Source organism: Erythrobacter sp. WG, assembly GCF_026586795.1.
GTDB lineage: Bacteria > Pseudomonadota > Alphaproteobacteria > Sphingomonadales > Sphingomonadaceae > Erythrobacter.
The window spans coordinates 49,252-71,712 of the sequence record NZ_JAPFGY010000003.1; the positions used below are offsets into that span (position 1 = coordinate 49,252).

Consider the following 22,461-nt stretch of genomic DNA (forward strand, 5'->3'; position numbering starts at 1 on the left):
GGAACGGCAGGCCAGAAGAGAGCCGCCTTCCTGCCATGACAGGGGGTATTTGCATGAACGGGACCATCTCTCGTACGCTCGGATTGCTGGCAGGAGTCGCACTGGCGCTACCTGCACCGGCTGCCGCGCAGATCAAGGCCGGGCGCAAGGGAGGCATCGAGGCCACCCGCGCCAAGAAGACGGCAGAATTGCCGACTTGCAGCCAGCCCATCGGCACGCTGGCGCTGTCCGAACCGGACAACCGCTGGTGGATCGATCTTGATCTGGGCTCGCCGGAAGCCTTGCTGCGGGTCTATGCCCAGAAGTCGGGCTGCTTCAAGCTGGTGAACCGCTCGCAGCGCGGCATGGCGGCGATGCAGCAGGAACGCGCGCTGGCATCGGGCGGCGAATTGCGCGGCGGCGGGGCGGTCGGCAAGGGCCAGATGGTCGAGGCCGAATTCACCCTGATCCCCGACATCGTGACCGCCAACCGCAACCGCGGCGGCATGAGGATCGGCGGTCTGCTCGGGGCGGTCGTACCGGGGGTCGGCGGTGCCCTCCTCGGTGGGCTCGACGTGAAGAAGCGCTCGGCCAACGTCGTCCTTAACGTCGTCAACAACAAGTCTTCAGAAGAATTCGTGATGGAAGGTTCCGCCACCAAGACCGACGTCGGCTTCGGCGGCGGCGGCGGGATCTTCGCCGGCGGCTTCCTGGGGGCAGGCGGCGCGTCGGGCTATGCGGAAAGCGAGATCGGCCAGGTGGTCGCGCTCGCCTATCTCGACGCCTTCCGCAAGCTCGTGTCCGACCTCGGCGGCATGGAAGGCGCCATCGGCGGCCCCGCGCCGGAGAAGGCCGTGGTGATGAAGAACGCCGGCCGGATGTTCACCGGTCCCTCGGTGTCGAGTGTGCTCAAGCCGCTCGATGCCGGTGCCATGCTCTATCCCACCGGCAACAAGCAGAACGGCTTCTGGGAAGTCACCGACGAACTCGGCACCAAGGGCTGGGTGAGCGAGGTGGCGATCGGCGTCGCCAGGTAAGGATTGTCAGCCCTCCACCGAGCGGTCATCCGCCAAGCTGGCGGGTGGCCGCTCCGGCGCCCGGTCTGTGGACGGCGAAGAGGGTGGTGGACGCACTAGGGCTCGAACCTAGGACCCGCTGATTAAGAGTCAGCTGCTCTACCAACTGAGCTATGCGTCCATTCCGATCAGGTCGGAAAACCGCGATCCGAAGTGGCCGAGGGCCGTGTCCCGATTCGCGTGAGGCGCTGCATTTAGCGCGGCTGTGCGCGCTGGCAAGGGGCTAATCGCGACAAATCGTCAGCCGAACGACAATCCCCGGCGCGGCGCCACGCGGTTCCAGCGGTTGACCATCATCAACAGGCCGATGCAGATCATGTTGGTCATCATCGACGAGCCCCCGTGGCTCATCCACGGGAGCGGGATGCCCTTGGCCGGCGCCATGCCCATGACCATCAGCAGGTTAATGGCGATGTAGAAGAAGATCGTCGCCGTCGCGCCCGCGGCGAGCAGCGCGCAGAAGCGATCCTGGCTCTCGCTCGCCACCTTCCAGCCCCAGCGCAGGATCAGCGCATACATGGCGAGCACGAACAGCCCGCCCATCAGCCCCCATTCCTCGACCATCGAGGCGAAGACGAAGTCGGTGTGGGGTTCGGGCAGGTAGTTGAGGTGGCTCTGGGTGCCGTTGTTGAAGCCCTTGCCGAAGATCCCGCCGCTGCCGATCGCGATCTTGGACTGGGCGATGTGATAGCCCGCACCCAGCGGATCGCTTTCGGGGTCGAGGAAGGTCGTCACCCGGGCGCGCTGGTAATCGTGGAGGAGGAAGAAATAGACCAGCGGCATGGCCGCGACACCGGCGCCGAGCGCGGTCAGGAACCACCACAGGGGCAGCCCGGCAAGGAACATCACGACCACGCCCCCGAAGGCGATCGCGATCGAGGTGCCGAGATCCGGCTGCAGCAGCACGAGGCCGATCGGCAGGACGATCAGCAGGCCCGCCGGCAGGACCGAGCGCCACGAGCCGATCATCCCGGAGGGCAGCGTCTCATAGAACCGCGCCATGGCGAGGACCACCGCCGGCTTCATGATTTCCGAGGGCTGGATGCGGATCGGCCCGACCTCGAGCCAGCGCTGGCTTCCGCCGCCGACCTGGCCGACGATCTCGACCGCGAGCAGCATCAGCAGCACCAGAGTGTAGGCCGGATAGGTGACGATCCGCACCGCTTCGCGCGGCATGGAGGCGATCACCGCCGCCATCACCGAGAGGACCAGAAACCGGATCAGGTGCGGCAGCGCGAAGGGTTCCCAGGATCCGCCCCCGGCCGAATAGAGAACGAGCGCGCCGAAACCGGTGAGCAGCAGCAGCGGGATCAGCATTTCCCAAGGCAGGCGGGCGATGGGATCAGGAACGATGCCGCGGGCCGCAAGCGTGTTCATCTATTGACCTTCCGGAGTGGGGGAGGGGGCAGCGGGCGCCTCTGCGCCCGCGGGAGCGACGGGCTGCGGCGCCGGCGGCGGTGCGGCCGCCGAGGGGTTCGCCTCGGGGCGCGGCGCGATCACCTGTTCGGCGATGGCGTCGGTCTGGGTGGCGGCACGGCGCGCCTCGGCCTCGACCCGGTCGAAGATCTCCTCGTCGCGGCGCGGCGGGCGGCTGACGCTCGCCCCGCGCGCGGCGGCATAGGCGGCATAGCGGGCATCGAGCCGCTGCTGCGCGGTCCCGCCCCACTGCCTCTCGAGCGCTTCCAGCGCCGCCAGCCCCTTGGCCGGATCGAACAGGAAGGTCATCACATCGCGTGCGATCGGGTAGGCCGCGCCCGAGCCGCCGCCGTGCTCGATCACCACCGCGCCGGCATAGCGCGGGTTGTCGTAGGGCGCGAAGAAGATGAAGAGGCCGTGGTCGCGATACTTCCACGGGCCCGACTTGCCGTTCGAGATCGACAGCGAGACCACCTGCGCCGTGCCGGTCTTGCCCGCCATCAGCGTCCCATCGATCGGCAGGCGCGCGCGGCCTGCAGTGCCGGGGCCGTTGACGACGTCGCTCATCGCCTTCCTGACATATTCGACCTGATCGGGGGGAAAATCGATGTTCTCGAAACCCTGCGGCTTGGTGTCGAGCGTGAGGCGCGGCATGACATGGCGGCCCGTGGCGAGGCGCGAGGCCATCACCGCGAGCTGCAGCGGGCTCGAGAGCATGTAGCCCTGCCCGATGGTGGCGTTGACCGTGTCGAAGGCCTGCCACTCGCGGCCCCACTTCTTCATCTTCCACGCCGGATCGGGCACGGTGCCGAAAAACTGGCTGGTGACGGGCAGCGGGAATTCCTGCCCCATCCCGCAGCGCCGCGCCATCGCCGCGATCGGGTCTATCCCGGTGCGCTGGGCCATGGCGTAGAAATAGACATCGCAGCTCTGGTAAATGGCCTTGGCCATGTTGGTCGGGCCGTGGCCACGCCGGTTCCAGCAGCCGAACACGCGGTTGCCGACCCTGAGGCCGCCGCCGCAGTTCACTGTCTCGTCGGGGTCGATCCCCGCCTGCATCAGCGCCATCGACACCATCGGCTTGACGGTGGAGCCCGGCGGGTAGAGGCCTTTCAGTACCTTGTTGCGCAGCGGCACCCGTTCATCCTCGCGCAGCATCGCATATTCCACCCCGCCGATCCCGTCGGAGAAGGAATTGGGGTCGAAGCTCGGCATCGAGGCCATGCAGAGCAGGTCACCACTGCGGCAGTCCATGATGACGACCGAGCCGCTTTCGAGACCGATGCGGCGCGCGGCATAGTCCTGCAAGGGGCCGTCGATGGTGAGCTTGATCGGCGCGCCCTGCACGTCCTCGCGAGTCTCGAGATCGCGCACGATGCGGCCGCCCGCGGTCACCTCGACGCGGCGCGCGCCGGGGACCCCGCGCAACTCCTTTTCGAACTGTTTTTCAAGCCCGTCCTTGCCGATCTTGTAACCGGGTGTGATGAGCAGCGGGTTTGGGTCCTTCTCGTACTCCTCGGCCGAGGCGGGGCCGACATAGCCGATCAGGTGGCCGACGGTGCATCCGGTCGGATAGAAGCGCGAAAAGCCGCGCTGGGGAACCACGCCGGGGAACTCGGGGAGGCGCACCGAGAGCGCCGCGAACTGCTCGTAGCGCACGCTGCTCGCCACCTCGACAGGCTGGAAACCGCGCGCGGCCGAGACCTTGTCCTTGATGTCGGCGATGCGCGCAGGTTCGAGCGAGAGCAGCTCGCCGAGCCGATCGATGGTGCCTTCGGGATCCTGGAGCCGCTCCGGAATGAGATCGACGCGGAAATCGGCCCGGTTCGAGGCGAGCGGGGCACCGTTGCGGTCGAGGATCCAGCCACGACGGGGCGGGATCAGGGTGAGATTGACGCGGTTGCTCTCGGATTCGAGCCGATACTTCTCGTTCTCCGCCACCGACAGGTAGCCGAGGCGCAGCGCCAGCATCACGCCGATGGTGCCCTGGAAGGCGCCGATCAGCACCGATCTGCGCTCGAAGGTGCTGCGCAGGATCGAGGCGTTGACCATCTTCGTGTTGCGGAGGGGTCCGAAGCCGAGGAAGGGGATCTTCATCAGCTGATGACCCGCGCGCGGGAGAGCCGGAACCGGTCGAGGCTCGCGACAAGGCGCGCGACGATCGGGTAGAGCAGCACCGTCAGCACCCCCTGGGGCAGGGCCGCAAACAGCATTTCCGGCGTCAGCCTCGCGCCCGAAACGATGAGGGCGCAAAGCCAGTAGACGAGGCCGATCACCCCGGCGGTGAACCAGTCCTGCCAGAATCCGCGCCAGGGGAAGCGGGTCTCGATCAGCTCGATGGCGATCAGCGCCAGCGACCAGAGCAGGATGGCGCTGCCAAACGGCTGCCCGCTGACCAGATCGTCGAAGGCACCGAGCGGCGCCCCGGCCCACAGCGGCAGCAGGCCCGGGCGCACCATCCGCCACCCGAGCAGCAGCAGGAACCCGAACGGCGGGCTCAGCGGCATGAGGTCGGCGATCAGCAGCACCGGCAGGAGCGAACCCGCCATGATCGACAGGTAGGGCACGCTGCGCGCGCGCAGCGGCGAGGGCGCGCGATTGATGCGCCGCCCGTACATATCCGAGCGCGCGCGCGGATCCAGCCGCTCCATCAGTCGAGCGTCTCGAGCGCTTCGGGCGAGGGCGAAGCGGAAGGCGCCGGCTGCGGCCTCGGGGTGGCGGCGCTGCCCGACTCTCCGCGTTCCGGCGCTTCGAGCGCGGCAACGGCGGCGGCCTGCGCGATCGGCTCGATCGCGACATAATTGGTCGCACCCGGCTCCGCGACGAGCTGCCCGATGCCGCCATCGGGGGTGAGCTTGGCGATCACCGCGACCGCCACGCCGGGGCGGTAGTACCCGCCCGCGCCGCTGGTCACCATCACGTCGCCGACCTTGAGCGGATTGACCCCGAGGTTGACGAGCCGGATGCGCAGCAGGCCGTCACCGCGGCCTTCGGCGAAGGCGATGACGTTGTCGGCAGCGCGGCGCACCGGCAGCACGCTCTCGCTGTCCGTCAGCAGCAGCACGCGCGCGGAGGAACGCCCGGTCTCGAGCACCCGGCCGATCACCCCGCGCTCGGAAAGCACCGGCATTCCCGGCGCAACACCGTCACTGGCGCCAGCGTTGACATAGGCGTGGCGGCGCCCGCTGGTGGCGGTCGTGCCGACGAGGCGCGCCACCGCGATGGGTCGGGTGGTCCCCTCATTGAGGCCGAGCAGGCCCCTGAGGCGCGCGTTCTCGGCCTTGACCCCTTCGGCCTCGGCGAGGCGGATGCGGGCGATCTCGACTTCGCGGCGCAGTTCCGCGTTCTGGCGCCCCGCGTTGAAGTAGCCGGCGATTGCCTCGAAGACCCCTTGAGACCCTGCGCGCGCAGCCGCGGTCGCGCTGCCGACCGGCGCCACGGCATCGCTCGCCACGCCGCGCACGGGCGCGAAGGCGGCGGGCTGCCACAAGGACAGCGCCAGCAGTCCGAGGCCCAGCAGAGCACCCGCCCCGGCCAGGAGGTAGCCGGTGAACAGCGAGTACTGCGCCTTCTTCGAAAAGCCCGAGCGGCGCGAAGAGGGGGGCGCCATGGCTTTAGGGTCCCTTCTGACTTACATGAGCGCGGATCACGCGGTCATCAGCACGCCGCGATAGACCGGATCTTCCATCGCCCGGCCGGTGCCGATGGCGACGCAGGTCAGCGGATCCTCGGCGACCGAGACGGGAAGCCCCGTTTCCTCGCGCAGATGCTCATCCAAACGCCGGATCAGCGCGCCGCCACCGGTGAGCACTATGCCCTGGTCGACGATATCCGCGGCGAGTTCGGGCGCGGTGTTTTCCAGCGCAATGCGCACGCCCTCGACGATCGCGCCGATCGGCTCGGACAGGGCCTCGGCGACGTGCGCCTGGTTGATGGTGATTTCCTTGGGCACGCCGTTCACGAGGTCGCGGCCCTTCAGGGTGATGATCTCGCCAACGCCGTCTTCCGGGATCATGGCGATGCCGTAATCCTTCTTGATGCGCTCGGCCGTGGCGTCGCCGATCAGCAGGTTGTGGTGGCGGCGCACGTAGCTGACGATGGCCTCGTCCATCTTGTCGCCCCCGGTGCGCACTGAGGTGGTGTAGGCAAGGCCGCGCAAGCTGAGGACGGCGACTTCAGTGGTGCCGCCGCCGATGTCGACGACCATGCTGCCGACGGGCTCGGTCACCGGCATGTCGGCGCCGATCGCGGCCGCCATCGGCTCGAGGATCAGGTGGACGTCGCTGGCGCCCGCGTTCGAGGCCGCATCGCGGATCGCGCGGCGTTCGACCGAGGTGGAGCCCGACGGCACGCAGATCACGATTTCCGGGTAGCGGAACATCGACTTCTTGCCGTGCACCTTCTGGATAAAGTGCTTGATCATCTGCTCGGCCACCTCGATGTCGGCGATCACGCCGTCGCGCAGCGGGCGGATCGCCTCGATGCTGTCCGGGGTCTTGCCCATCATCATCTTCGCATCGTCGCCCACGGCCTTGACCCGGCGAATTCCGTTGATCGTCTCGATCGCCACCACCGAGGGCTCGTTGAGGACGATGCCCTGGTCCTGCACGTAGACGAGCGTGTTGGCGGTGCCGAGGTCGATCGCCATGTTCTGCGAGCCGAACTTGAAGAGATTGGACAGGAAGCTCATGTGTCGTGGTGTTCCAGTAATGCCGGACCGGGTCCGCGGGCCGCTGTCGGGGGGTGCGGCTGCGGTGGAAACAGGTCCGTTTATGACATGACTGCGCGCGCCTAGCGAATCCGCGCGCAAAAGGCCAAAATATTTGTCCACCTCCGAGACGAATTTCGCAAGGCTTCCTCTCGAAATCCGGTCCGCTCGTCGCTAGCGTTGCGGGCCCATGCCGCAAATCCGCCGCCTCCCCTCGACACTGGTCGACCGCATCGCCGCCGGCGAGGTCGTGGAACGGCCGGCGGCGGCGCTGAAGGAGCTTGTCGAGAACGCGATCGACGGCGGCGCGCGGCGAATCGGTGTGGTGCTGGGCGAGGGGGGCCTTGCGCGCATCGAAGTGATGGACGACGGCTGCGGGATGGACCCGCAGAGCATGGCGCTCGCGCTCGAACGCCATGCGACATCGAAGCTGCCCGAGGCATTGATCGGCGCGGACGGCGCGATCGAGCTGGTCACCACCCTCGGCTTTCGCGGCGAGGCGCTGCCGTCGATCTCCAGCGTCGCGCGGCTCACCATCGAGAGCCGCGAGGCCGGCGCCGCAGAAGGCTGGCGGCGGGTGGTCGACCACGGCGCGCTCATTGCCGACGAGCCCGCCGCGCTCCCGCCGGGCACCCGGGTGCGGGTCGAGGAGCTGTTCGCCAAGGTGCCTGCGCGCCGCAAATTCCTGCGCTCGGCACGCAGCGAGTATGCTGCCTGCCTCGACGTGGTCCGCCGCCTCGCCATGGCGCGGCCCGATATCGGCTTCACGCTCGAGACGCTGGGGGAGGGGGCCAAGCGCACAGTTCTCTCGCTGCAATCGGGCGAGGAGCTGGCGACGCGGGTGGCGCGGATCATCGCGCTCGATCTCAAGCACAACTCGGTTCCCATCGCGCTGGAACGCGACACGCCGCACGGCACGATGCGGCTCACCGGGGTGGCGGGGCTGCCCACCTGGAACCGCGGGGTGGCCGATCACCAGTATCTGTTTGTCAATGGCCGCCCGGTGAAGGACCGCCTGCTGGTCGGCGCGGTGCGCGGGGCCTATGCCGATATGCTGGCGCGCGATCGCCATGCGGTGCTCGCGCTGTTCCTCGAACTGCCGCCGCAGGACGTCGATGTAAACGTCCACCCGGCCAAGACCGAGGTGCGCTTCCGCGACAGCGCCGGGGTGCGCGGGTTCATCGTCTCCGGGCTCAGACAGGCGCTGGCGACGGGCGACCGTCGGAGCGCGCAGGGGCCGGACCGGGCGGCGATGGCGCGCTGGGTCAGCGAGCCGGTTGCGCCTCGGGGCGCGCCTATGGCGCCGCTGCTCGAAAGCGTATTCAATGGGCGGGACTGGTCTGCCCCACAACCGCACGTCGGCGAGGCAAGGCCCGCATGGTCGGCGCCCCTGGCACAGCCTCAGGGCCGCGCCGAGGAAGCCGCGCCGATCCCGGAACAAGCGCATTCCTTCCCCCTCGGCATCGCGCGGGGGCAGGTCGCCAACACCTACATCGTCGCTGAGGCCGCCGACGGGCTCGTCCTGGTCGATCAGCACGCCGCGCACGAACGCCTCGTCCTCGAACGCCTGCGCGCCGCCGGGGCGGAGGAGGGCGTGCGCCGTTCGCAGGCGTTGCTGGTGCCCGACGTGGTCGAGATGGACGAGGTCGAGTGCGACCGGCTCGAGGAGGCCGCCGAGGGCCTCGCCCGCTATGGGCTCGTGATCGAACGCTTCGGTCCCGCTGCCCTGCTGGTCCGCGCCGTCCCCGCCGCCATCGCGCAGGCCGATACGGGCAAGCTGCTGCGCGACCTTGCCGATGACATCGCCAAGCATGGCAAGCAGGAAGACAGCGGCGCGCTGCTGCTCGCCGAACGGCTCGAACTGGTACTGGCGACGATGGCCTGCCACGGCTCGGTGAGGGCGGGGCGCACCCTCAGCGTCGCAGAGATGAACGCACTCCTGCGCGAGATGGAAGCAACGCCGCGCTCGGGCCAGTGCAACCACGGGCGGCCGACCTGGGTGAAGCTCAGCATGGAGGACGTCGAGAAACTGTTCGGGCGGCACTAGCCATCGCGCGTCACCCCGGTGAAATTTCGGGCGGCGAAGGACGGGGTTACTTCAGCGCCGCCCGCACATCCGCCAGCTTCCCGTCTGCATCCGCATCCTGCGGCAGGCCGAGCACGGCGCGCAGCAGCGCTGCCACCGCGACGTTGTCGAACACCGGAAGCTCGACGCGGCGTGCGAAGGCCGGGCCGCGGGCGATGAAGATCGCGAGCATCTCGGGATCGGCATTGTCGTAGCCGTGCGCGCCGCCCTTCACCGGATAGGCAGGCGGCCCGGAAAGGATCGTCCAGCCCGCCTCGGCAATGCAGATGATCGCCGCGACCCGCGGGTTCTTGCCCCAGTGGAGGCGCTCGGGCAGGTCCTCCTTGCGGGTGCAGGTCATGTGTTCGTGGGGCACCAGCAGCGCCTCAGCCACCCGGTCGTCGGTGCCGGCGGCGGGCTCGATCGCGGCATAGGGTCCGGTCTCGACCGCGATGTAGCTGGCCTTGTCGATCAGGTCGGTGAGCTGGATGACGCGGCTCTCGTCGGTCGCGCGCATCCCGTGGTCGGCGACCACCACCAGGTTCAGCCTGACGCCGAGCTTGGCGGCGCCATCGACGATGTCGCCGATGCGCGCATCGACCTCGGCGAGCGCGGCATTCAGCTCGGCGCTGTCGGGTCCGAACTCGTGGCCGACGGTGTCGACCGTGTCGAAATAGATGGTGGCGAAGGCCGGACGGATCGCCGCCGGACGCCGCAGCCAGTCGAGGAGGGTGTTCACGCGCTGAACGTTGGTGACGTTCTGGTCGAAGCGCATCCAGTCGCTGGGCCGCGTGCCGCCGAAGGCGACCTCGCTGCCGGGCCAGAACATCGTCGCGGTGCGCAGCCCTGCGCGCTCCGCGGTGATCCAGATCGGCTCGGCCTCGCTCCACCAGAAGGGGTCGAGCGCTTGGCTCGCATTGCCGAGGCTGAACATCACCCCGGGCCGGCGCGGGTCGATCATCGAATTGCCGACGATGCCGTTGCGGTCCGGCCGCTTGCCCGTGACGAGCGCGTAGTGGTTGGGGAAGGTCTTGGTGGGAAAGCTCGGGCGCATCGGGCCGGTCGCACCTTCCTTGGCCAAGGCTGCAAGGCGGGGGGTGAAGCCGCGCGCAAGATAGTCGGCCCGGAACCCGTCGATCCCCACCAGCACAGTGACCGTGCGGGCGGGCTCCTTGGCGGCAAGGCCAGCGGGAAGGAACAGGGCGGCGAGCAGAAGGATCAGACGCATGGCCTGATCGCCTAGCGGCTCTCCATGACAAATGCGAGAGGGGCGAGGGTGGCGCCTTACCGAGGCGAAGGCACCGGCACCGTGCCGCGCGCCGACAGCTCGGGAATGATCCGCCAGCGGGCGAGAACGGCGCTGAACAGGCCGAACAGCAGCAGGCCTGTCGCCGTGAGGGTGAACAGCGTCCCGGTGCTCGCCAAGGAGGCGACCGCTTCGCCAAGGGTCATGACGTTCTGCGCATCCCGGGCGAGAAAGCCGACCTCCACCAACGACCACCCAATCACCGCGAACACCACGGCGCGGGCGAGATAGCCGAGACCGCCGATCAGCCGGGTGGCCTTGGGGGCCTGCGGAGCGATGCGCTTCATGAACTCCCCCGACAGGCCCTTCAGCACCTGCGCGGCGGCGGCGGCGAAGAAGGCGATGCCGAGCAGGCCGATGGCGACGTTCCCGAATTCGATCGAGAGCACCCCGGCAGTCGCCTGCGGGGTTCCCTCACCGCTGTCGCTGCCGGTGCCGTCGATGAACCTGTAGGCCGTCCAGGCGAGCAGGAAATGGCCGACCGCGCTCGCGCCGTGGCCCGCGCGCTTGGCCCAGCCCTTGCCGTCCGAACCGTTGTTCTCGATATCGAAGACAAGGCTTGCGAGCCGGAACAGGCCATAGGCGGCAAGGCCAACCGCGAGCACCCCGAGCGCCACCTTTCCGAGCGGCGCGTTGCCGATGGTCTGGAAGATCCCGTCGGTGCCGCTGGCGACGCTCTGCGCGCCGGTCAGCGCGATGAAACCGAGCAGCACATAGAGCACCGCGCGGGCAAGAAAGCCGATCCGGACCAGTGGCGTGAGATTGGCAGATATGTCGGCCATGCGCGGGCGCTCCCCCTCTTGCGTGTGGCAGGGGATACCCGTGCACGCCCGGCGCTGTTCCGTAAGGAGGAGGCGAACCGCCGCTTCTCGGCCACGCTCCATGGAACGTGGAGCCTAAGCCTCAGACGTTGAACTTGAACAGCAGCACATCGCCGTCCTGCACGACGTATTCCTTGCCTTCCTGCCTGAGCTTGCCCGCTTCCTTCGCACCCGCCTCGCCGCCGAGGGTGACGTAATCCTCGTAGGCGATGGTCTCGGCGCGGATGAAGCCGCGTTCGAAATCCGAGTGGATTTCGCCCGCGGCTTGCGGCGCCTTGGCCCCCGCCGGGAAGGTCCAAGCGCGCGCTTCTTTGGGGCCGGCGGTGAAGAAGGTCTTGAGGCCCAGCAGCTTGTACCCGGCGCGGATCACCCGGGCGAGGCCGCTTTCGGTGAGGCCGAGCGCTTCGAGGAACTCGCCCCGGTCCTCTTCCGGCATGGCGACGAGCTCGGCCTCGATGGCAGCCGAGACGACAACTGCCTCAGCACCTTCAGCGGCGGCTTTCGCAAAAACCTTCTCGGAGAGCGCATTGCCGGTCGCGGCGTCCTCTTCCGCGACGTTGCAGACATAGAGCACTGGCTTGGCCGTCAGCAGCTGCGCCTGACGGAACAGGCGCGCTTCCTCCTCGTCCTTCGGCTCGGTGAGACGGGCGGGCTTGCCTTCGCGCAGCAGCCCCAACGCCTGGCCGAGCACGCTCGCCATCGCCTTGGCCTCCTTGTCGCCCGCCGCCCCGCGCTTGGCGGCGGCGGGAACGCGCTTTTCGAGGCTTTCGAGGTCGGCAAGCATCAGCTCGGTCTCGACCACTTCGGCGTCGGCGATGGGATCGACCTTGTTGGCGACGTGCTGGATGTCGTCATCCTCGAAGCAGCGCAACACGTGGACGATCGCGTCGACCTCGCGGATGTTGCCGAGGAACTGGTTGCCGAGGCCTTCGCCCTTGCTCGCGCCCTTCACGAGGCCCGCGATGTCGACGAAGCCCAATTGCGTCTCGATCACCTTGGCGCTCTTGGCGATGGCGGCGATCTTCTGGAGCCGCTCGTCGGGCACGGCGACCTGACCGACATTGGGCTCGATGGTGCAGAAGGGATAGTTCGCCGCCTGCGCGGCCTGCGTCTCGGTGAGCGCATTGAACAGCGTGGACTTGCCGACATTCGGAAGGCCTACGATCCCGCAACGGAAACCCATGATCTGTCTTTCTCTAAACCGTTCGCCCTGAGCTTGCCTGGGGGCCGCACTTCTTGGGAGGCGCGCGCTCTATAGAGAAAAGCGATCCTTCGACAAGCTCAGGATGAACGGCAGCAAGGGAGGTCAGCGCTGGTTCACCGCCTTGACCAGCGGACCCATCACCGGCGAGGGGCCGAGCCACTCGGTCTGGACGCGGGCGGTCACCTCGTTGATCGGCACCTGCGGCTTGTTGCCCGGCGAGACGGGCAGACGCAGCGGGCGGGTGCCGGGGGGCAGGGCGATGAGGCTGCTGATCGCCTTTGCCACGTCCGCGGGATCGTTGGCGCGGCCAGAGCCGTCCTCAGTGCCCATCGCCGCCACCTGCCGGGGGTAGCCGTCCGTGTGGACCGCCTCGGCCCGCGCCTTCAGTGCCTGCGAATAGGTGTTGCGATTGACCCAGACCCTAGTGGGATAGCCGCCCGGCTCGATGATCGAGACGTCGATATTGTGCGGCACCAGCTCGTAGGCGAGCTGCTCGCTCATCGCCTCGAGGGCGAACTTCGTCGCCGAGTAATGCCCAGACCAGGGGGTGATCACGCGCCCGAGCTGGCTCGAGATCTGGATGATTTGCCCTGCGCCCTTCCTGCGCATCCCCGGCAGCACCGCGCGCGCCATGCGGTGGGGGCCGAAGACGTTGGTCTCGAACATCAGGCGGGTGGCCGCCATGTCCTGCACCTCGATCGGCGAGGTGATGCCGATCCCTGCATTGTTGACGAGCACGTCGAGAGGGCCGCCGTTGATCCGTTCGGCCTCGGCAACGGCAGCGGCGACTTGGTCGTCCAGCGTCACGTCGAGCGCGATCACATGGATGTCGAGTTTTTCCTTGCGGGCAAGGGCGGCCAGCTCTGCGCCTTCCGGGCGGGGCAGGCCGCGCATCGTGGCGAAGACCCGCGCGCCCTGACGCGCCAGCAGCTCGGCCGTCAGCCGCCCGAAGCCCGAGGAGCAGCCGGTGATGAGCACGCTGCGGCCCTTCAGGCTCACGTCGGGGCGATAGACCGGCTCGGCACCTGACGCGCGGGCGGTGGCGGCCAGCGCGCCCGTGGCGGCGGCTCCGGCGAGAAGCGTGCGGCGGTCGAGGCTCATGGGGCAATCCTTGGCTGACAGGTGTCAGGCAAGGTTATTGGCTTTGCGCCATTCTGCAAGCGCGCGGGGACTGGCGAGCCGGACGATGCGTCCGGTGTAGCCTTTCAGCTTGGCCTCCGTGCGCACGCGCGGGCCGCTGTTCCAGTTCAGCACGTACCAGAAGAACGCGGCATCGAAGCATTCGGGGCAGCCATCGGGCATATCGGGCCGGGAGCGGCCGCGGTGCGTGACGATGCGCCTCACCAGGCGCCACAGGCACAGAGAGATCGGGAAATCGAGGTAGATCACCGTGTCCGCCCGGGCGAGCCGGGGGGCGAGGGTGCTGCCGTAGTTGCCCTCGATCAGCCATTCATCCTGCGCCACCGCCTCGGCAAGCCGGGCGCCGAGTTCGGCCTTTGGCGTCTCGACCCAGCCCGCCCGCCAGCCCAGCTGGTCCATGTGGACGAGCGGCAGGCCCATCCGCGGGGCGAGCTCGCGTGCCAGCGTGCTCTTGCCCGATCCGCAGGGGCCGATCACGAGGACTCGGCGCATGTCATGCCTCAGCCCTGCATCCTCAGCGCGACGTCGTTCATGAAGCGCACGTCCTCGCCCTTGGCGAGCCAGTCGGCCTCCGCGCCGATCGCGCCGAGCATTGCGGCCAGATCGTCCTGCTCGTCCTTGGCGAAATTGCCGAGGACGTGGCCGGTCACCCGGTCCTTGTGCCCCGGGTGGCCGATCCCGAGCCGGATGCGGCGGAAATCGGGGCCGAGGTGCTGGTTGATCGAGCGCAGCCCGTTATGCCCCGCGTGCCCGCCGCCCTGCTTCACCTTGACCTTGAAAGGGGCAAGATCGAGCTCGTCGTGGAACACCGTGAGCGCGTCGGTGCCGAGCTTGTAGAAGCGCAGGCACTCGCCGATGCTGCGGCCGCTCTCGTTCATGAAGGTCGCGGGTTTCAGCAGCAGCACCTTCTGCGTGCCGATCCGTCCCTCCTGCAGCCACCCGGAGAACTTGGTCTGGACCGGGCCGAAGGAATGCATATCGGCGATCACATCGACGGCCATGAAGCCGACATTGTGCCGGTGGAGCGCGTAGCGCGGTCCGGGATTTCCGAGGCCGACCCAGATCTGCATGACACGTCCCCTAGCTGCCTCCCGCACAAAACGAAACGCCGGACCCCTTGCGAGGCCCGGCGTTCGAAAATCCGCCAGAGCGAGCCGAGGGTTACTCGGCTTCGGTCGTGGTGTCGCCTTCGCTGCTCTTGAGCGCCGAGGGGGCGACGAGCGTGGCGATGGTGAAATCGCGGTCGGTGATGACGCTGGTGACGCCCTTGGGCAGGGTCACGTCGCTGATGTGGATCGAATCGCCCACGTCCTTGCCGGTCACGTCGATCTCGATCTGCTCGGGGATGTCGGCGTTCGGGCAGAGCAGTTCGAGCTCGTGGCGCACGATGTTGAGCACGCCGCCCTTCTTGAGGCCGGGCGAGCCTTCCTCGTTCACGAACACCACCGGCACCTGCACCGCGACCTTGCTGTCGCCGGTCATGCGCAGGAAATCGACGTGGGTCGGACGGTCGGTCACCGGGTGAAAGGCGACGTCCTTGGGAAGGGTGCGGACGGTCTGCCCACCGATCTCGATGTTGACGATCGAGTTCATGAAGTGACCGGTCATCAGCTGACGGACCAGTTCCTTCTGCTCGACATGGATCATGATGGGTTCTTCCTTGCCGCCATAGATGACGGCAGGGGTCCGACCTTCGCGGCGAAGTGCTCGGGAGGCTCCCTTGCCAGCCCGTTCGCGCGCTTCGGCCGGCAGCGTCAGAGTCTCGCTCATCGTCGTGCCTTTCGAATGCGTGTTTATAAAGGTATCCTCGGCACACCGCCTCCAGGGATGACCGGAGCGCCGAAGCGCGGGTCCTTAGAGGGCAAAGCCGCGATTGGCAACCTGTTTGGGACGCACCGTCACTGCGCGGGAAGGCGGCGCACCCGGTAGCCCTTGGCGGCGAGAAGCGCGGCAAGCCCCTCCGGCCCCACAAGATGCGCGGCGCCTACGGCGATCAGCGGACGGGCCTCGCCTGCCAGAACGGGCCCAAGCGCCTCGGCCCAGCGGCGGTTGCGCGCGGCAAGCAGCGCCTCGTGCAATGCGGGTTCGGCAAGGATGCCCTCGCGGGTCGAGGCCTCGATCGTCGCCGCGTCACCGGCAAGGAAGGCGCGCTGGAGGCGCTCGGGATCGCGGCCCGGCGCGGCGCTTTCACGCACCACCGCCGCAAGCATCGCGCGTTGCTGCGCCTCGGGCAGGCGGTCGAAGATCGCGAGCTGGGCGGCGGCGCCCTCGAGCTCGCGGACCGGGCGGCCGGCGAAGGCGGCGATCAGCGCGCGGTCGACCCCGCCTTCGGGATCGCCCACCGCGTCGACCCGCGCAAGGGTAAGGGCGGCAGCCCAGGTCTCGGTCGCGGCAAAGCGATCCGCGGCACCCCCCCCGCGCCGCATCAGCGCGGCGAGCGGTGCGGCAAGATCAGGAGGCAGGCGGTCGGCGAGTGGGGGAAGCCCGGGTGTGCTGGAGAGCGAGGCGAAGGTCCGCGACAGGCCCGCATCGTCGGTGAGCGCGGCGACCTCCACAACAAGACCATCGGCCTCGTCGATGACGCGGCCGATGGCGGGGGTCTGCCAAGCGGCATCCGGGGGGAGGGCGTGGATGGTGCCGAGCATCCAACCCTCAACCTGACCGTCTGCCGAAGCAAGTTCGTAGAGCAGGGGGTTGGGCGGGGGGCGCCCGGTGCCCTTGCCGGGCGCTTCGCTGCATCCGGCAAGGGCGAGGAGGAAGAGCGGGGCGAGCAGCGCGGCGCAAAGCCGCTGCGCTGCCGCCCGCGCCCCGGGGCGGGGGGTCATCAGCGGACCCGGCTAACCTTGATGCCCTTCTGCGCCAGAACGTCCTGCACGCTCTTGGGACCGGCAAGGTGGCCTGCGCCGACCGCGATGAACACGGTGCCGGGCTGGTCGAGGCGGGTCTTGATCCAGTCGGCCCAATTGGCGTTGCGGTTGTAGAGCAGCGCCTCGGCGACCTTGGGATCGTCCATGCCCTCGTTCATCACCGCCGCGAGCGCATCGGCATCACCCTTGACCCACTCGGCGACCATGCGGTCGAGCATGGGCTTGGCCTTCTCCATGTTGTTCGCCGCCTCCATCATGAAGGAGACCTGCGCGTCCTGCGGCATCCCGTCGAAGATCCCGAGCTGGAACTCCGCCGTCTCCAGCGCGCCCTTGGGCTTGGCGGGCACCTTGGCGAGCAGCACCTTCTCGACCCCGCTGTTGGGATCGTAGCCGGCCTGCATGATCGGCGCGAGCGAGAAGGTCAGGCCGGCGAGCCACGGCTTCAGCGGATCGAAGGCTTCCGGCGGCGCGCCGAGCTTGGCGAGCGCGGCGGTGTACTGGGGGGTCTGCTCGGCGTTCAGCAGCGAGCGCAGCGTGGTGCCGGCGGGCAGCATCCCCTTCTTGCCGACGAGACCCTGCATCGCCGCCTCGCTTTCCGGGTCCATCGGGATCTCGGTGACCACGATGTCCGAACCCTCGAGCGCGGTGGAGATGGTCGCGTCGTACCACTCGATGCCCTTGGGCAGCACGTGGACCGTGCCGAACAGGTAGATGGTGGTATCGGCATCGGCGACCTTCCACAGCGCCGGGCCCTTGGCGGCAGGCGCGGCGGCCTCGGCGGCGGGCTTGGTCGCGGGCTTGGCGATGGCCGGGGCCCCGGCGAACAGGGCGAAGGGGGCAGCGGCGAGCAACAGGAAAGAGGCAGGTTTCATGGGATCGGTCCTTTCATGAGGTTGGTTTGGAGGCAGTCGGTAGGTCAGGCAAGGGTGCTGGCACGCGACGCGGATCGTCACAGCCGCCAGCGGGCATAGAGGAAGGAGACGGTCATCGAGACGTAGGCGATGGCGAACACCCCGAAGGCGTGCGGCTTGGGAACGAAACCCCCGGCATGGAGCACGGCCCAGACCGGATAGCCGGCGATCACCGCCAGGCACCCGCCGGTGAAGGCGACGAGGTTGCGCTCTCGCTTGTAGTCGTCGATCAGGCGGAACCCATAGAGCGGCAGCGCGAGAAAGGCGGCCAGCAGCCCGGCGGCGATCGCCAGCGCGAGCAGCGGCGGGAGGGTCATTGCCTCCGCTCCGCCCGTAAAGAGGTTGCCCTCTCCCTCGTCGTAGAAGCCGGTTATCCCGCCGATCACCCCGCCCATGCACCCTGCGATGGCGAGGTACATCCACTGCCGGCGGCGGCGCTGGCGGCTGCGTTCCTCACCCGGACCGAGCGGGGCCGCAGCCTTTGTCTTGGGGCTCATGCGTGGTCTCCGTCGTCGAAAATCTCCTCGATCCGCATCTCGAACAGCCGGGCAATGCGAAAGGCGAGGGGGAGGGAGGGGTCGTGCTTGCCGGTCTCGATGGCGTTGACCGCCTGGCGCGAGACATCGAGCCGCCCGGCGAGCTCCGCCTGGCTCCAGTCCCGCTCGGCGCGCAGCACCTTGAGGCGGTTCTTCATGGCGCTCACCTGTCCTTCAGCCGCTGCAACGTCAGGGCGAGGTGAAAGACCACCGCAATCCCGGCCAGAACCAGCGCCGGGTCCAGCGGGTAATCGCGCAGAAATGGGAAGGTGGCCGCAATCAGCCCGAGCCCGGCCGCCGAGGCAGCCCAGCGCGCGGCGACCGAGACATGCTTCCCGGTGAACTCGTCAGGCGCGGTGAATGCGACCAGCATCGTTCCGGCGGCGAAACCCGCAGTCACGGTGGCAAGCAGGTCCAGCCCGAGAATGACGGCGGCAAGCAGAACGAGCGAGTCAGGCAGGCCGAGCCACAGCAGACTGTAAGCCCGGGTGCGGTCGCTTTCGTCCAGGGTTCCGGGCGTGTAGGGCATGGCTCAAAACCCCGACGCATTGGCCAGCTTGGCGACAATTGTGCCGGTCGCATAGCCGCTCATCAGGACCATCACGAGAAACAGCCACTGCTTCACGCGGACGCTGTGGTTGAGGAAATCCATGATGTATCTCCGTCAGGGAAACCCGACTTGGTGTCAGGTAATGATGACTATATGTCGCGATTCGCTGACCATGTCAAGATAACCTGACTTTGTGTCGTATCTTCATGACTACCATGACTTGCAGGAAGCGTTTCTGCCGAGGGAAATCGCGCAAGGCCGGGGGCTTTCGCGCGCCCATGCCGCGCTGCCACATTGACGCCCCCAAGGCGTTCGGCCATGGCGAGCCGCCATGAGTGCCCAGCCTCTTTTCACCCCCGCTCCGCGCGAACCCGCGCGCTCGTTTCAGGACATGATCCTGACGCTCCACGACTTCTGGAGTGCCGAGGCGGGCTGCGTGATCCTTCAGCCCTACGACATGCGGATGGGGGCAGGCACCTTCCACACCGCGACGACCTTGCGCGCATTGGGCCCCGCGCCGTGGAACGCCGCCTTCGTCCAACCCTGCCGCCGCCCGACCGACGGGCGCTATGGCGAGAACCCCAACCGGCTCCAGCATTACTACCAGTATCAGGTGATCCTGAAGCCCTCGCCGGCGGAAATCCAGGAGCTCTACCTCAAGAGCCTTGCCGCGATCGGCATCGACCCGCTGGCGCACGATATCCGCTTCGTGGAAGACGACTGGGAATCGCCCACGCTGGGCGCTTGGGGCCTCGGATGGGAAGTGTGGTGCGACGGGATGGAAGTCACCCAGTTCACCTATTTCCAGCAGATGGGCGGCTTCGACTGCAAGCCGGTCGCGGGCGAGCTGACCTACGGGCTCGAACGCCTCGCCATGTACATCCAGGGCGTCGACAATGTGTATGACCTCGCCTTCAATTCGGCGGGCGTGACTTACGGCGAGGTGTTCCTCGAGAACGAACGCCAGATGTCCAAGTGGAATTTTGAAGTCGCCAACACCGACGCCCTGTTCGACCTCTTCGCCAAGGCCGAGGCGGAGTGCCGCAATGCGCTGTCCGCAGGCGTCCCCATCGCCGCTTACGAACAGGCGGTGGAAGCGAGCCATGTGTTCAACCTGCTGCAGGCCCGCGGCGTGATTTCTGTACAGGAACGCGCCAGCTACATGGGCCGCGTGCGCGATCTCGCGCGCTCCAGTTGCGAGGCCTATGCCGAGAAGATGACGCCCGAGTGGCAGGCGAAGTACCCCGGGTGGAGTCTCGTCTGATGGCCGACTTCCTGCTCGAACTGCGCTGCGAGGAAATCCCCGCCCGGATGCAGGCGGGCGCGCGCGCCGAACTCGAAAAGCTGTTCCGCCGCGAGCTGGAAGCCGCCGGGGTCAAGCACGACAACCTGCGCATCTGGTCGACCCCGCGCCGCTTGGCGCTGATCGCCTACGACCTGCCCGACGCCACCGAGGCGGTGAGCGAGGAAGCCAAGGGCCCGCCCGAAGGCGCGCCGGACGCTGCCATCGACGGGTTCTGCAAGAAAGCGGGCGTTACGCGTGACCAGCTCGAGCTGCGCGACGTCAAGGGCCGCATGACCTATTTCGCGGTGGTGAACATCCCCGGCCGCCCGATGGCCGAGGTGCTTAAAGAGGTTATCTTCGCCATTGTGCTCAACTTCTCGTGGCCGAAGTCGATGCGTTGGGGTGAGGCTTCGAGGCAAACGACAAGTTTGCGGTGGGTCAGGCCACTTTCTGGCATTGTGGCTTTGTTCGATGGCGAAATTGTCGGACAGGGATTGTCGGCCAATCTGGACGGAATTGAGCCGGGCCGCACCACCTACGGCCACCGCTTCCACGCCTCCGGCCCGATCATCATCGACAGCGCGGACGATTACGCGGCCAAGCTGCGCGCGGCGCACGTAATTGTCGACCACGAGGAGCGCCAGAACATCATCCGCGAGTGCGCCGCGAAGGTCGCCGCCGAGGCGGGGCTCACGCTGGTCGAGGACGAGGGCCTGGTCATCGAGAACGCGGGCCTCACCGAATGGCCCGTGCCGCTGCTCGGCCGCTTCGACGAGACCTTCCTCGACGTGCCGCCCGAGGTAATCCAGCTCACCGCGCGGGTGAACCAGAAGTATTTCGTGTGCGAGGGGGAGGGCGGCAAGCTCGCCAACGCCTTCGTCTGCACCGCGAATATCGCTCCGCTCGACCCCGCCGTGGTAGTCGACGGCAACCGCAAGGTCCTTGCCGCGCGCCTGTCCGATGCGCGCTTCTTCTGGGAGCAGGACCAGAAGACCCCGCTTGCGGTGCACGCCGAGAAGCTCGCGCGCATCACCTTCCACGAGAAACTCGGGACGGTGGCCGACAAGGTCGAGCGCGTGGCAAAGCTCGCGCGCTGGCTGTGCGAGGAGGGGATCATCCTCCCCGGAACGGGCAGGGGGACCAGCGAAGCTGGTGGAGGGGCGAGCGGCGCTGCTCCGACAGACAAGCTATCGGATCGCGGTGGCTCGCCCCTCCACCATCCTGCGGATGGTCCCCCTCCCCTTGCAGGGGAGGATCGTGCGCGCCTCGCCGACCTGGCGGAAGCAGCCGCGCGGTTGTGCAAGGCCGATCTCGTTACCGAGATGGTCGGCGAGTTCCCCGAATTGCAGGGCCTGATGGGCGGCTACTACGCCGCGAAGGAAGGCCTGCCGCAGGAGGTCGCCGAGGCGATCCGCGATCACTACAAGCCGGTCGGGCAGGGGGACGACGTGCCCACCGCGCCGGTAACGGTGGCGGTGTCGCTGGCGGACAAGCTGGAGACTATCGTTGCCTTCTTCGCCATTGACGAAAAGCCCACCGGATCGAAAGATCCCTTCGCGCTCCGACGCGCTGCTATCGGCGTGTTGTCCATTCTTGGCTCGAGCGGCATTCGCATCAAATTGCAGAAATTTATCGAGAGGGTCGCGACGTTTGCCGCCGAACAAGTCCGCGAGAAGTTTGACGCTGCGCTCGAACGGGCGGACGTGTTCGTCGACCTTGAAGAGTGCTGCCCTGATCCTTTCACCTACCGACTCAATTTGATCGATGGGGAATGGGACACGCGTCCACGCGATTACGCTCAAGGTGCGTTAGATGCTGTAAAGGCATCAAATTTGAATTTCGACAACTTAGCTCATGCTAGCCACGTTGGCCGTGCAGTCGCAGACTTCTTCGCCGACCGCCTTAAAGTCCAGCAACGCGAGGCCGGTGTCCGCCACGACCTGATCGACGCGGTCTTCGCGCTCGGTGGGGAGGACGATCTCGTCCGCCTGCTCGCCCGCGTCCACGCGCTGCAAGCCTTTGTCACCACCGAGGACGGCACCAACCTCCTCGCGGGCTACAAGCGCGCGGCGAATATCCTCAAGAAGGAAGGCTACGCAGAAAGTTCCGATCGTCTCGAGCGTAGTCGAGAGACACTGGACGGGGGCCTCTCGACTTCGCTCGACGCGAACGGGAATCAGGGGATACCCGAAACCGGCGAGGAGGACCCGCTGGCGCTGATCGACGATCCGGATGTGGGCGACATCGTTGCCGAAGGCGCGGTCACCGGCTCCGCGCTCTCCTACAACCCCGAACCCGCCGAACAGGCGCTGATCGACGCGCTCGACGCCGCCGCCCCGCGCGCCGCCGCCGCAGTGGCGGGCGAAAAGTTCGCCGATGCCATGGCGGCGCTCGCCACCCTGCGTGCGCCCATCGACCGGTTCTTCGATGAGGTGACCGTCAACGATCCGCAAGCCGACAAGCGCGCCGCGCGCCTTGCCCTGCTTGCGCGGTTCCGCGATGCGGTCCACCGCGTCGCCGATTTCAGCCGGATCGAGGGATAGGTGAAGCAGCGGCGCTCCTGAGACGCAATAGCACATCCAAGTCATTGAATTTAA

At 67.6% G+C, this 22,461-nt stretch carries 21 protein-coding genes and 1 tRNA gene; 4 read left to right on the forward strand and 18 right to left on the reverse strand.

Features of this window, described 5'->3' with window-relative positions; translation table 11 throughout:
- Positions 1–53 precede the first annotated feature (53 nt).
- Positions 54–1,016: a penicillin-binding protein activator LpoB gene (locus OPU67_RS02330; protein WP_267617254.1), complete on the forward strand. Its 963-nt coding sequence runs from the start codon at positions 54–56 to the stop codon at positions 1,014–1,016.
- 84 nt (positions 1,017–1,100) lie between these two features.
- Here OPU67_RS02330 and OPU67_RS02335 read toward each other — a convergent pair.
- The 6 genes from OPU67_RS02335 to OPU67_RS02360 all read right to left on the reverse strand — a co-directional run bounded on the left by OPU67_RS02335 (position 1,101) and on the right by OPU67_RS02360 (position 7,161).
- Positions 1,101–1,176 (reverse strand) — tRNA-Lys (locus OPU67_RS02335).
- Between the two features lie 119 nt (positions 1,177–1,295).
- A complete protein-coding gene (rodA, locus tag OPU67_RS02340; RefSeq protein WP_267617255.1) occupies positions 1,296–2,432 on the reverse strand; it encodes a rod shape-determining protein RodA in 1,137 nt (378 codons plus the stop codon).
- The gene (gene mrdA, locus OPU67_RS02345; protein WP_267617257.1) at positions 2,433–4,568 is read right to left on the reverse strand and encodes a penicillin-binding protein 2; all 2,136 of its coding nucleotides are present in this window, start codon (positions 4,566–4,568) and stop codon (positions 2,433–2,435) included.
- Positions 4,568–5,122: a rod shape-determining protein MreD gene (locus OPU67_RS02350; RefSeq protein ID WP_267617259.1), complete on the reverse strand. Its 555-nt coding sequence runs from the start codon at positions 5,120–5,122 to the stop codon at positions 4,568–4,570. The genes mrdA and OPU67_RS02350 overlap by 1 nt, the downstream gene beginning before the upstream one ends.
- Positions 5,122–6,081, reverse strand: coding sequence for a rod shape-determining protein MreC (gene mreC, locus OPU67_RS02355; RefSeq protein ID WP_267617260.1), 960 nt, complete (start codon positions 6,079–6,081; stop codon positions 5,122–5,124). Before mreC ends, OPU67_RS02350 begins: the two co-directional genes overlap by 1 nt.
- A gap of 36 nt (positions 6,082–6,117) precedes the next feature.
- A complete protein-coding gene (locus OPU67_RS02360; RefSeq protein WP_088914277.1) occupies positions 6,118–7,161 on the reverse strand; it encodes a rod shape-determining protein in 1,044 nt (347 codons plus the stop codon).
- A 208-nt stretch (positions 7,162–7,369) separates the two neighbouring features.
- Here OPU67_RS02360 and mutL point away from each other — a divergent pair, with 208 nt between their 5' ends.
- Positions 7,370–9,226 carry a DNA mismatch repair endonuclease MutL gene (mutL, locus tag OPU67_RS02365; protein WP_267617262.1) on the forward strand — a complete coding sequence of 619 codons (1,857 nt, stop codon included), beginning with the start codon at positions 7,370–7,372 and terminating at the stop codon, positions 9,224–9,226.
- Between the two features lie 46 nt (positions 9,227–9,272).
- On the opposite strand, the gene OPU67_RS02370 is transcribed toward mutL, so the two are convergent.
- From OPU67_RS02370 to OPU67_RS02425, 12 genes are all read right to left on the reverse strand, one after another.
- Complete coding sequence (locus OPU67_RS02370) at positions 9,273–10,472, reverse strand: ectonucleotide pyrophosphatase/phosphodiesterase (RefSeq protein WP_267617263.1); 1,200 nt, start codon at positions 10,470–10,472, stop codon at positions 9,273–9,275.
- A 56-nt stretch (positions 10,473–10,528) separates the two neighbouring features.
- A complete protein-coding gene (locus OPU67_RS02375) occupies positions 10,529–11,332 on the reverse strand; it encodes a DUF1206 domain-containing protein (protein ID WP_267617265.1) in 804 nt (267 codons plus the stop codon).
- A 121-nt stretch (positions 11,333–11,453) separates the two neighbouring features.
- Positions 11,454–12,554 (reverse strand): redox-regulated ATPase YchF, encoded by a 1,101-nt coding sequence (gene ychF / locus OPU67_RS02380; RefSeq protein ID WP_267617266.1) that lies wholly within the window; start codon positions 12,552–12,554, stop codon positions 11,454–11,456.
- Between the two features lie 123 nt (positions 12,555–12,677).
- The gene (locus OPU67_RS02385; protein ID WP_267617268.1) at positions 12,678–13,676 is read right to left on the reverse strand and encodes an SDR family oxidoreductase; all 999 of its coding nucleotides are present in this window, start codon (positions 13,674–13,676) and stop codon (positions 12,678–12,680) included.
- A 24-nt stretch (positions 13,677–13,700) separates the two neighbouring features.
- Positions 13,701–14,207: an AAA family ATPase gene (locus tag OPU67_RS02390; RefSeq protein ID WP_267617269.1), complete on the reverse strand. Its 507-nt coding sequence runs from the start codon at positions 14,205–14,207 to the stop codon at positions 13,701–13,703.
- 8 nt (positions 14,208–14,215) lie between these two features.
- Entirely contained in the window at positions 14,216–14,785 is a 570-nt protein-coding gene (pth, locus tag OPU67_RS02395; RefSeq protein ID WP_267617271.1) for an aminoacyl-tRNA hydrolase, read from the reverse strand.
- A 91-nt stretch (positions 14,786–14,876) separates the two neighbouring features.
- The gene (locus OPU67_RS02400; RefSeq protein WP_267617273.1) at positions 14,877–15,485 is read right to left on the reverse strand and encodes a 50S ribosomal protein L25/general stress protein Ctc; all 609 of its coding nucleotides are present in this window, start codon (positions 15,483–15,485) and stop codon (positions 14,877–14,879) included.
- 128 nt (positions 15,486–15,613) lie between these two features.
- Entirely contained in the window at positions 15,614–16,540 is a 927-nt protein-coding gene (locus tag OPU67_RS02405; protein WP_267617275.1) for a TraB/GumN family protein, read from the reverse strand.
- Positions 16,540–17,454: a TraB/GumN family protein gene (locus OPU67_RS02410; protein ID WP_267617276.1), complete on the reverse strand. Its 915-nt coding sequence runs from the start codon at positions 17,452–17,454 to the stop codon at positions 16,540–16,542. Before OPU67_RS02410 ends, OPU67_RS02405 begins: the two co-directional genes overlap by 1 nt.
- Positions 17,455–17,531: 77 nt before the next feature.
- Positions 17,532–17,990: a hypothetical protein gene (locus OPU67_RS02415; protein ID WP_267617277.1), complete on the reverse strand. Its 459-nt coding sequence runs from the start codon at positions 17,988–17,990 to the stop codon at positions 17,532–17,534.
- On the reverse strand, positions 17,987–18,187 hold the full coding sequence (locus tag OPU67_RS02420; RefSeq protein ID WP_267617278.1) for a helix-turn-helix transcriptional regulator: 201 nt from the start codon (positions 18,185–18,187) through the stop codon (positions 17,987–17,989). Before OPU67_RS02420 ends, OPU67_RS02415 begins: the two co-directional genes overlap by 4 nt.
- A 5-nt stretch (positions 18,188–18,192) precedes the next feature.
- Entirely contained in the window at positions 18,193–18,558 is a 366-nt protein-coding gene (locus OPU67_RS02425; protein WP_267617279.1) for a hypothetical protein, read from the reverse strand.
- 352 nt (positions 18,559–18,910) lie between these two features.
- Between OPU67_RS02425 and OPU67_RS02430 the strand changes: the two genes are divergently transcribed.
- Positions 18,911–19,843, forward strand: a complete 933-nt coding sequence (locus OPU67_RS02430) for a glycine--tRNA ligase subunit alpha (RefSeq protein WP_267617281.1) — start codon at positions 18,911–18,913, stop codon at positions 19,841–19,843.
- Positions 19,843–22,407 carry a glycine--tRNA ligase subunit beta gene (gene glyS / locus OPU67_RS02435; RefSeq protein WP_267617283.1) on the forward strand — a complete coding sequence of 855 codons (2,565 nt, stop codon included), beginning with the start codon at positions 19,843–19,845 and terminating at the stop codon, positions 22,405–22,407. The genes OPU67_RS02430 and glyS overlap by 1 nt, the downstream gene beginning before the upstream one ends.
- Positions 22,408–22,461: the final 54 nt, after the last annotated feature.

Excerpts from the sequence above, each read along its gene's own strand:
- OPU67_RS02330 (WP_267617254.1), top strand. The coding sequence starts at position 54 with ATGAACGGGACCATCTCTCGTACGCTCGGATTGCTGGCAGGAGTCGCA.
- rodA (WP_267617255.1), bottom strand. The coding sequence starts at position 2,432 with ATGAACACGCTTGCGGCCCGCGGCATCGTTCCTGATCCCATCGCCCGC.
- mrdA (WP_267617257.1), bottom strand. The coding sequence starts at position 4,568 with ATGAAGATCCCCTTCCTCGGCTTCGGACCCCTCCGCAACACGAAGATG.
- OPU67_RS02350 (WP_267617259.1), bottom strand. The coding sequence starts at position 5,122 with ATGGAGCGGCTGGATCCGCGCGCGCGCTCGGATATGTACGGGCGGCGC.
- mreC (WP_267617260.1), bottom strand. The coding sequence starts at position 6,081 with ATGGCGCCCCCCTCTTCGCGCCGCTCGGGCTTTTCGAAGAAGGCGCAG.
- OPU67_RS02360 (WP_088914277.1), bottom strand. The coding sequence starts at position 7,161 with ATGAGCTTCCTGTCCAATCTCTTCAAGTTCGGCTCGCAGAACATGGCG.
- mutL (WP_267617262.1), top strand. The coding sequence starts at position 7,370 with ATGCCGCAAATCCGCCGCCTCCCCTCGACACTGGTCGACCGCATCGCC.
- OPU67_RS02370 (WP_267617263.1), bottom strand. The coding sequence starts at position 10,472 with ATGCGTCTGATCCTTCTGCTCGCCGCCCTGTTCCTTCCCGCTGGCCTT.
- OPU67_RS02375 (WP_267617265.1), bottom strand. The coding sequence starts at position 11,332 with ATGGCCGACATATCTGCCAATCTCACGCCACTGGTCCGGATCGGCTTT.
- ychF (WP_267617266.1), bottom strand. The coding sequence starts at position 12,554 with ATGGGTTTCCGTTGCGGGATCGTAGGCCTTCCGAATGTCGGCAAGTCC.
- OPU67_RS02385 (WP_267617268.1), bottom strand. The coding sequence starts at position 13,676 with ATGAGCCTCGACCGCCGCACGCTTCTCGCCGGAGCCGCCGCCACGGGC.
- OPU67_RS02390 (WP_267617269.1), bottom strand. The coding sequence starts at position 14,207 with ATGCGCCGAGTCCTCGTGATCGGCCCCTGCGGATCGGGCAAGAGCACG.
- pth (WP_267617271.1), bottom strand. The coding sequence starts at position 14,785 with ATGCAGATCTGGGTCGGCCTCGGAAATCCCGGACCGCGCTACGCGCTC.
- OPU67_RS02400 (WP_267617273.1), bottom strand. The coding sequence starts at position 15,485 with ATGAGCGAGACTCTGACGCTGCCGGCCGAAGCGCGCGAACGGGCTGGC.
- OPU67_RS02405 (WP_267617275.1), bottom strand. The coding sequence starts at position 16,540 with ATGACCCCCCGCCCCGGGGCGCGGGCGGCAGCGCAGCGGCTTTGCGCC.
- OPU67_RS02410 (WP_267617276.1), bottom strand. The coding sequence starts at position 17,454 with ATGAAACCTGCCTCTTTCCTGTTGCTCGCCGCTGCCCCCTTCGCCCTG.
- OPU67_RS02415 (WP_267617277.1), bottom strand. The coding sequence starts at position 17,990 with ATGAGCCCCAAGACAAAGGCTGCGGCCCCGCTCGGTCCGGGTGAGGAA.
- OPU67_RS02420 (WP_267617278.1), bottom strand. The coding sequence starts at position 18,187 with ATGAAGAACCGCCTCAAGGTGCTGCGCGCCGAGCGGGACTGGAGCCAG.
- OPU67_RS02425 (WP_267617279.1), bottom strand. The coding sequence starts at position 18,558 with ATGCCCTACACGCCCGGAACCCTGGACGAAAGCGACCGCACCCGGGCT.
- OPU67_RS02430 (WP_267617281.1), top strand. The coding sequence starts at position 18,911 with ATGAGTGCCCAGCCTCTTTTCACCCCCGCTCCGCGCGAACCCGCGCGC.
- glyS (WP_267617283.1), top strand. The coding sequence starts at position 19,843 with ATGGCCGACTTCCTGCTCGAACTGCGCTGCGAGGAAATCCCCGCCCGG.